The sequence below is a fragment of the Cyanobium sp. Cruz CV13-4-11 genome (assembly GCF_024346055.1).
Lineage (GTDB): Bacteria > Cyanobacteriota > Cyanobacteriia > PCC-6307 > Cyanobiaceae > Cyanobium.
The window spans coordinates 1-8,610 of the sequence record NZ_JAGQCH010000044.1; the positions used below are offsets into that span (position 1 = coordinate 1).

Here is an 8,610-nt window from a genome sequence, read left to right on the forward strand (position 1 = left end):
ATGGCAGAGGACCGGGCCAGGGTGGCTCACTTTTCGCTGTCGCCTCCCCCTGCCATGGCAGGGGGAGGCCCCGGGGTAACCCGCCTACGTAATTGACGCGACCCGCCTACGTAGTTGACACCGGGCATGAAGGACCGCATTCACGACCAGGAGGTGCTGGGCAAGGGTGTGCTCAACACCAACGCCCGCCTGCGCCTGAAGTGGGCGATGGATTACTGGGTGGCGCTGTGGTTCTGGCCGATCCGTCAGGCGGGAATGCTCCCGGACAGAGACGAATGGCTGTTTGAGCTCAGCATGATCCTGGGCGACCTGGAGCAGGGGATCACGGCTGAACCGGGCCAGATGAACATGTTTGCCGATACGCAACCCAAGCAGCTGGCGGTGGACTTCAGCGACCAACACGGCTTCGTGAATGTGAACAAGCTGCTGGAGGATTTTGAACGCCTCCGCCAGGTGCAGGCAGTGAGCGAACGCATCCGGCCGCTGCACTGGGATCTGGAATTTGCCGACCTGCTGGCAGGCGGTGGCTTCGATCTGATCGTGGGCAACCCGCCCTGGCTCAAGGTGGAGTGGGAGGAAAAGGGGGTGATCGGCGACGCCGACCCGATGGTGCTGATCCGCAAGGTGAGCGCCAGTGAGCTGGCGAATCGACGCAAGGAGGCATTTGACGCCCATCCAGATCTGCGGGCGGCCTATCTGGAGGAGTTTGAAGGGCAGAACGGCAGCCAGGCCTTTCTGAATGCGGTGGTCAACTATCCGCTGCTGAAAGGGAGCCAGACGAATCTCTACAAGTGCTTCCTGCCGCAGGCGTGGCGGGTAGCGTCAAGCCGAGGGGTGCAGGGATTCCTGCATCCAGAAGGAGTGTACGACGATCCGAAAGGCGGGACATTACGAGAGACCCTTTATCGCTGGCTTCGTGGGCATTTTCAATTCGAAAACGAATACAAACTCTTCGCCGAGATCCACAATACTGTCAAGTACAGCGTCAATGTGTACCGCAAACCATTGGCAGACTCAAGCCAAATCAGATTCGTTTCTCTTGCGAACCTGTTTGGCACAGCCACTCTCAGTGAATGCTTCGACTCCGACGGAACAGGCTCGGTTCCAGGTATCAAAGATGCGAAAAGTCGCTGGGAGCTAAAAGGCCACCCGCAACGAGTCGTTTCTGTTGACGAAACCACGCTTTCTCTCTTCGCCCAGCTTTATGACGAGCCAGGAACGCCTGCAAGCATGGCTCGCCTACCCGCTCTCCACTCCCAACAACTCTTGAGCGTTCTAGATAAGTTTGCTGCTGCGCCCAGGCGACTGGGCGATCTAAAAGGTGAGTACTTCGCCACAGTGATGTGGGATGAAACCAATGCAGTGAAAAAAGACGGCACCATCCGCCGCGAGACAAGTTTTCCGCCTGATGTCTCAGAGCTGATTCTCTCAGGCCCTCTATTTAATGTGGCCAATCCTCTTTTTCAGACACCAAGAGCGATCTGCAACACAAATCGGTCCAACGACTGCCTGGACCATTCCGCACTCCCTGATAATTACCTCCCGAGGACCAACTACCGGCCAGCCGTATCGCATGAATCGTATTACAATCGCGCACCTCGCGCTCCCTGGGACAAGCAACCACCTGTTACTGATTACTATCGCTGGGTAACACGGAGACGAATTGACCAAAATCTTGAGAGAACACTGCAATGCGCAGTAGCCCCTAAACTCTCAGGGCATATCCACCCTGTTCTCTCTATTGCCTTTGCAGAAACAGCAGCTCTGATTTTATTTGGAGCAGCAACGGCTGCTGTTGTCTACGACTTCTTTGTCAAGACAACGGGAAGAGAAGATGTATACGAGGGGACTCTACGAAGATTACCTCTTATCTCCAAAGAATTTGTCAGATCCGAGGATCTGGCGGCCAGATATTTGACCCTCAACTGCCTCACCACCCACTACGCCGATCTCTGGAGCGAATGCTGGGATGAAGCCTTCCGCCAGCAACGTTGGGCCAAACAGGATCCCCGCCTCCCCAACGCGTTCTTCACCAACCTCACCCCCACCAGGCAGCGGGATTGCGCATTGCGCACCGATTACGCCCGCCGCCAGGCCCTCGTGGAGATCGATGTGCTGGTGGCCCAAGCTCTCAAGCTCACCCTCGAAGAACTGATCACCATCTACCGCGTGCAGTTCCCGGTGATGCAGCAATACGAACACGACACCTGGTACGACCGCAACGGCCGCATCGTCTTCACCGCCAGCAAGGGCCTCACAGGCGTCGGCTTCCCCCGCAAGGGCTCAGGCCGTGGCCCCAACAAGACCACCGGCTGGGAAGACATCGCCGACATGAAGACCGGCAGCGTCTCCCGCACGATCATCGATGACACCCTGCCTGGGGGGCCGGTGGAGCGGATCATCACCTATGAGGCGCCGCGGACGCTGTGTGATCGGGTGGAGGATTATCGGGGGGTTTGGGGGTATTTTGGGGGTTAAACATCGGGTATCAACAGAAAACTCATCGATTGATCCTTACATCACCACGCTTAACACATCACCAAGATTCAGCCGAATACAGGCCACTACTCTAATTTCTGAGTGAATTCACAATTTGCCAGATCTGCAATATTTCGGCTGCTTGCATGCAAGCTCTCCCTCGCGTAGAGTGGGATGCCAGCCCAAAATGTGCATCATGCGCAGCTCGCTGCGCTAGGCGGCCATGTCGCTTTTAAATGAAGCCATCAGTTTCGTTTTGGGTTGGCACCCATTCAAGACAAGTTTATATGACAGTTCTTGCCAATGTGATTCAGCCACTAGACTATAGCAAGCTCAAAAGCGTCGAGCTCGCACTACTGCTAATCCAGGCCTCTCCTGAACTGGTTTACGATATTATCCATAAACCACAAAATCACTATCATCAGCTTCACGTTAAGCGAAGAAAGGGCTCAAGCATCCGACGAGTTGTTTACAAAACATCACTTGATGCCAGGAGACTTCATAGAACTATTGCCCTATCGCTGGAGCCTTTTATTCAAGGCTTGCCACCTCATATTCAAGGATTTCGCAAGGGCTATAGTGTCGTATCAAACGCACAACTACACTGCGCAAAGACTGAAGTTGCTGTGGCTGATATTAAAGACTTTTTTGGAAGTATCACCACACGACGTGTACAGGAATTATTTCAACACTTGGGTGCCGAATACCAACCAGCACTTATGCTTGCACGGCTTTGCACTTTGAATGAAGCACTGCCCCAGGGTGGCAGGGCCAGCCCTGGTATTGCCAATCTTGTCGCAGATAGCCTCGATAAACTAATTCTTAATCATTATCCCAGCCTGACGTATTCACGATATGCTGATAATATCACTCTTTCAGGTAATGGCTGTCCTACTTATGACGAGCTTGACCGAATCTTTGCTCAATGTGGCTTTACTCTTAAGCCAAGTAGCTACAGACGCATTCGCTCTGGGGATGGTCAGTATGTGACAGGACTAAATGTTGATTCGGACCGACCAAAAGTCCCAAGAAGAGTTAGGAGAGATATTGAGAGAGCATTGCACGTATCTACAAGGTACTCAATTGAAGAATATATGCTCTCGGCTTACAAGACAATCCCTTCGACTGGGAGGGTAAATGGCTTTAAGAAATCCTTATTAGGTATGATTAGTTCATATGGAGCTGTTGATGAAGCCCAACGACAAGAATGGCTGGCCAAGTTAAGATCTATCCAATCGAAGCCAAGCCTTCAGGCGAAACCTGCTGGGCAAAATATTCACGAGAGTCCCATTTAAAAACACACCTTATCTTGCTTGCTATGCAGTGCAGCGGGAAGTCTTTGGCATCTCCATCGTAAAGCGAGATGCTCCAATTGCAAATAGTGTTTCCAAGCTGCCAGAGGTAATCATTTTCTGTAATTGCCCCTATTTCAAGCTGTTCATTGTCACGAGAAAGTATTTCTTTTAAATTGAAGCTTGCCTTAATCACTGAGTGACGAGCTAGGCGGTGACTCGACATCTCAATCGTCTTACTTGCCAGCCATTTCTTCTTTGTAGCAGCTTTCTTGGTTGAATTTACAGTGCCAACAGCAACAAAAAGATCAAAGTCCATCTGATTTATGTGCTGTTGCATGACGTCCGATTCCAGCAAGATAGAGCCAAGATCGCTTTCTGCATGCTTAGGATTGATTCTAATCTCGTCTGTCTTGTCTTGAAGATTTGATCTCGCTTGATCAAGAGACTCAAATCTTATTGTCACTGCCGAGTAGAGACCGTCCCTATCATATACAACTACAATTCTTTCTCCATTGTCAGAGCGCTTGTGATAAGTTTTCATCTGCTTATCGATCAGTAGATCATTGGTGAGGCAGTCAAAACTATACCTAGAAAGTACACGATTCCTCAAGTCAGAATCGGACGAGACCAAGCAAACTTTCGCCAAGGCAGCATCAGCCACTGCTTTTGGGTCTAATCCATTGCATCTATGATCAGATCTTACTTTCTCCATGAAGTGAGTATGAATATCCTTGTAGTCCATTTCTTGAAAGCTCCATGTACATGATTCAAGGAAGGCCCGCTTAAGCGATTTGCTCTCAATGTACATTAATGCCTCTATCGATGCACTCTCAGCACTCTTAACCGCCTTTGAATAAATATTTTGAAAGATCAATTCGACCAATTCCTCGCTTAGTGCTTGTTGGTTTTGCAGCCACTCATATGTTGGCTGATGTTCAGGATTGGGCGTATTCAGCGTTGCTGTTGTTCTGAAGACGTGTATGCTATTCAATCCCTTTGAATGATTATCCTTGAAGCCCTGGGCAAATCTCCACAGAGTTTTTGTTATGGTTCCTGAGGCATCAGTCAAATTTGTTGCGAGATGCTTAATCTGCTCCTCCACGACAGTCTGACTGGCAATTAAGAGATCAATATCTTCATTGCCCTCGCACCAAAGAATCTCATTTTCATTCAAGTCTAACCAGCGCTGAAGTGTGCACAAGAACTGATAAAAGTATCCGCGGATACTGGGGGTCGCAACTCGTTTCGGATTCCGTAAAGCTGTAGGCTCTAGCATTGGGCGGAAATCAGATAATCAAGGATTGTAGCTTAAATATGAGTAACGCGATCATTGGCATCCAGAGGCATGCCATACACCAGATAAAGGTCGTAGGCCTCCCGGTGGGCCTGTGGAGCGCACGAACAGCTACCTAGCGCCTTGAAGCCTGTGTGATCGGGCAGTAGATTATCTGGTGGCGTGGGAGTTCTTGAAATGATTCAGCCACCGTCTTGATCAATCAAAGTGCAATACATTACTTTTCGACTAGATTGTCAGCTCGACAATCGCAAGCCTATTGAACGGGCTTTGTAATTTCAAAAGACGCATTGAGGTCCGATGTTGAGGAGGCTCGAGAGCAATTACTTAAATCACCAATCTCAATTTTACGGGGTACCCCTCCTCCACCATATACGACAAGCCTCCACTCGGATTGCCACGAATAGTTGTCCAGTTTTCTGAATGGGCCCATCTCTCCCACGTAAGATCGAGGACAATAGGACACTATGTCGGCATGGGCTTCAATACGCTGCCGCTTAAACTCGCTAAAGATTCGATCCAGTAGTTCCTGTGAGTTATAAAAGACTAATGCACGATCACCAAACTCGCCCATGCGTTCATCGATTGGGTGAGTGGCTGGCATCAGTGCATACATACAAAAGATGTTGATTGCTTCGGCGTTCTCAGGTGGAAATCGCAGCTCCCAATCAATTACCTCAATATCGTTGTCTTCTATCTTTAGCAAGCCACTTTTGCCATTGTAGCGGCTGGCTACGCCATCATTTTTATCACCTCGGACTCCTTGCTCTTCGATACCCCAAAAGTACGGCAACGGATTCATATACAGCAAGCCCTTCCGCTGCAACTCATCAAGATGCTCTTGCCTTCCGACCTTAATCAGTACTAGTGACTTAGGCATGACCCAAAAGTAGACTATTAAATTGTATCATGTGCCAAATGGTTATGGCTTAACGATCCTTGAGCCCCTCATCATCAAGCCTGAGAATCTGATGATTCTCAGCAATTCGATCCTGCACCCAGAGCTCCGTGGGTTCTGGATGGCTCTTCAGAGAGAGCTTGGAGAGAGGCTGGTACTTCATTTGTTTGGCATCTCTGGCACTGCGAATCACCTATCCAATCCATCTGTAAGGAGCTTGCTGAGGGTTTCTGGCACAGACCATCTAGCAACGTCTGATATCGATTCAACGAGGTTGAAATCTTCATCAGACCATACATCCGCAGAGTCATCGATCAAGGAGATGAAAGATAGAGGCTCAGGCGAAGCCCTGTATTGACTGAGGTCATACCAAGAGGCGACGACACTTTTGGTAATTTGCTGAGCCGCAGAGCGACTCCCGGAGGAAAGGACCGAAATCAAGGAACTCCTTTGTGGTGCGCTTACTTGAAAATCAATCTTCCAGTTCTTGCCCGATCGGCCGATCAATCTTTTGTTCCGCTCAAATGGCAAATGAAGCTCCTGGAGAAAGTCGGCCACTTCATCGCTGACAGATTCGACTGAACGTAGCCTTGATGTAAAAATGAGATCGGAAACGCGTACTGCTGCTTGACTCACACGCGTGACTGCATCGGCCAACTCAGCAGGCTCATTGGAGCGTGCCTTCAGCATGCCCCTGAAGAATTCAACACCGTGAGTTTGTGAAATATCGCTGATCAAGCTTGCTTGTTTCGGAGATCGCTTTGCTGAAAGTGTGTTGGAGTTCAACCACCGAACGGTTTCTCCCAAGTCGGAAACAGTTGTAACGCCTTGATGGGCACTCTTGAGAAAAAGATCAATTAAATCTCCATCAGGATACAAATAAGGCGTTCGTACGCGAACGAAGTCGCCATTCACAGAGCATTCAAACATCGGCCCTAAGCCATTTCTGATGGCAGTGCACACTGCAGTTGCGGTGTTGTCATGCGAGGTGCTCATAAGAACAGATCTCCTTGAACTGGGGGTGGTGGATGCATTCGACCGTTGTGCTGGATCGTAGCTTCTTGGCAAAATTCCTGCCAAGCTTGTATTGGATTGTCAGGAGTTGCGGTGATGTCTCCAGGTTCATAGGCCCTTTTGTCTTTAAACTCTTCGGACCATCGATGTTTGTGGGTGTCTCCAACTCTCCCGCCATCAGGATTTTAATGGCCCTTACCAAGGTCAAGGGCGTAAATCCGACCCGATGTCTTTGATATCAGAGCATAGGATATTGCTGGTACAAGTGGATTGTAAGTACCCTTCATAAAGAGAAGCCATCCTCCAGCCGTGGCAATCTCTACTTTGAACTCAAGGCTTGGGGAATGATCTTCATCTTCTTGCCACACGATGTCTCCCTCGATCAACTTCGTGCAATCCGTAAGGATGGCATCAAATTCGGCATCGCTAAGAGGCACGGCTGTTGGGCTGATGCACCTGCAGAAAGCCTAGGAGGCTCCCGCGAGCAACCTAGGCACAGTTGCGGGGTGCTGGCCCGGGCTTTACGAGGGCTCTTGGTTCCACTCCTGTATGACCAGGCTCCCCTCCGTTGTAGCCAGTGAGCTGGAGCAGAGCGCTGGCGACGCCATCCGCACCGCCTTCCATCCCACCACGCCGGGGCTCCGGTCGCATGCATGGAATCATTGCTACAGTTCCCCCATGGAGAGAGCTGCAGCACGTTTTTCATTCCAAGAGGCTCTGACGCAGCTCCCCCGCGGCGCCCCTCTGGGGGTGGAGCTCCTCGCGGCTCATGGGATCACGGCCAAGCGGGCCTCCGCCCTGGTGCGATCGGGATGGCTGCAGCGGCTCGGCCGCGGTGCCTATCAGCTTCCCGGCGACACGCTGAACAGGGAGGCCTGCCTCGCTTTTCTGGCTCAGCAACTGCCGGGGGGGCATGTAGCCACCAAAACGGCGCTCGCCTGGCATGGCGTTCGTCACAACCTCTCCTACCGGGAAACCGTGGTGTTCTGGGGTGATCAGCCTGCGCGCCTTCCCAGCTGGCTGGATGGCGTTGTGCCCGTTCGTTATCGGGTGGCTCATATCTTTGATCCCGATCTGCCGGCGGGCCTCGGCCTAGCACCCCTAACCGGTGGCCATCCAGAGCTGCCTGTCTCCAGTCCTGAGCGGGCCCTCCTGGAGCTGCTCAGTGAAACCGGCAGCTTCGAAAGCCTGGAGGAGGTGCGCCAGCTGGTGGAGAGCACCCGAAACCTGCGGCTGCCACTGCTGGATCAGTTGCTCAGCCACCTCACCCGCATCAAGGTGGTGCGCCTCGCCGCCCTCCTCGCTGGTGAACTCGCTTTGCCCTGGGCAGAGCTTGCCCAGCAGCACAGCCGCCGCCTCGGCGGTGGCCGCCGCTGGGTGGCCGTTGGTCGCACCGGGGAACGGCTGGATCTGGCGGCCACACGATGAATCCGGCCACCATCGCCACGGTTCGCCAGCTGCTGGACATCGCCCCGGTGGTGTTCGCCACGCCCCACTTCGCCATCGTATGTGTTCAGGGGTCGGGACGTCCCCCGCGGGACTGCATTTCTGACAGCTCATCGCTGAGCGATCAAGAAGCAGTGCTCTGTGCTGCTGATTCAGGGATCGGGCAGCAGTGTCGGCATCACCCC

The 8,610-nt window shown here is 52.0% G+C and carries 7 protein-coding genes and 1 pseudogene; 4 read left to right on the forward strand and 4 right to left on the reverse strand.

Annotated elements, in window-relative coordinates; all coding sequences use genetic code 11:
- Window positions 1–126: 126 nt before the first annotated feature.
- The gene (locus KBZ12_RS18000) at window positions 127–2,478 is read left to right on the forward strand and encodes an Eco57I restriction-modification methylase domain-containing protein (RefSeq protein WP_254959442.1); all 2,352 of its coding nucleotides are present in this window, start codon (window positions 127–129) and stop codon (window positions 2,476–2,478) included.
- Between the two features lie 287 nt (window positions 2,479–2,765).
- Window positions 2,766–3,773 carry a reverse transcriptase family protein gene (locus KBZ12_RS18005; protein WP_254959443.1) on the forward strand — a complete coding sequence of 336 codons (1,008 nt, stop codon included), beginning with the start codon at window positions 2,766–2,768 and terminating at the stop codon, window positions 3,771–3,773.
- Here the strand turns inward: KBZ12_RS18005 and KBZ12_RS18010 are convergent.
- The 4 genes and pseudogenes from KBZ12_RS18010 to KBZ12_RS18790 form a co-directional block, all read right to left on the reverse strand.
- Entirely contained in the window at window positions 3,706–4,947 is a 1,242-nt protein-coding gene (locus KBZ12_RS18010) for a hypothetical protein (RefSeq protein ID WP_254959444.1), read from the reverse strand. The two genes, KBZ12_RS18005 and KBZ12_RS18010, sit on opposite strands and share 68 nt — an antisense overlap.
- A gap of 376 nt (window positions 4,948–5,323) precedes the next feature.
- The gene (locus tag KBZ12_RS18015) at window positions 5,324–5,869 is read right to left on the reverse strand and encodes a hypothetical protein (protein ID WP_254959445.1); all 546 of its coding nucleotides are present in this window, start codon (window positions 5,867–5,869) and stop codon (window positions 5,324–5,326) included.
- Between the two features lie 285 nt (window positions 5,870–6,154).
- Entirely contained in the window at window positions 6,155–6,961 is an 807-nt protein-coding gene (locus KBZ12_RS18020) for a DUF1828 domain-containing protein (protein ID WP_254959446.1), read from the reverse strand.
- A pseudogene (locus tag KBZ12_RS18790) lies at window positions 6,958–7,152 on the reverse strand (DUF6978 family protein); the annotation flags it as partial. The pseudogene KBZ12_RS18790 and the gene KBZ12_RS18020, both read right to left, overlap by 4 nt.
- A 505-nt stretch (window positions 7,153–7,657) precedes the next feature.
- On the opposite strand from KBZ12_RS18790, the gene KBZ12_RS18025 reads away from it, so the two are divergent.
- Both KBZ12_RS18025 and KBZ12_RS18030 read left to right on the forward strand, forming a co-directional pair.
- Entirely contained in the window at window positions 7,658–8,407 is a 750-nt protein-coding gene (locus KBZ12_RS18025; RefSeq protein WP_254959447.1) for a type IV toxin-antitoxin system AbiEi family antitoxin domain-containing protein, read from the forward strand.
- A partial coding sequence (locus KBZ12_RS18030; protein ID WP_254959448.1) for a hypothetical protein occupies window positions 8,404–8,610 on the forward strand: 207 nt, incomplete at its 3' end. The genes KBZ12_RS18025 and KBZ12_RS18030, both read left to right, overlap by 4 nt.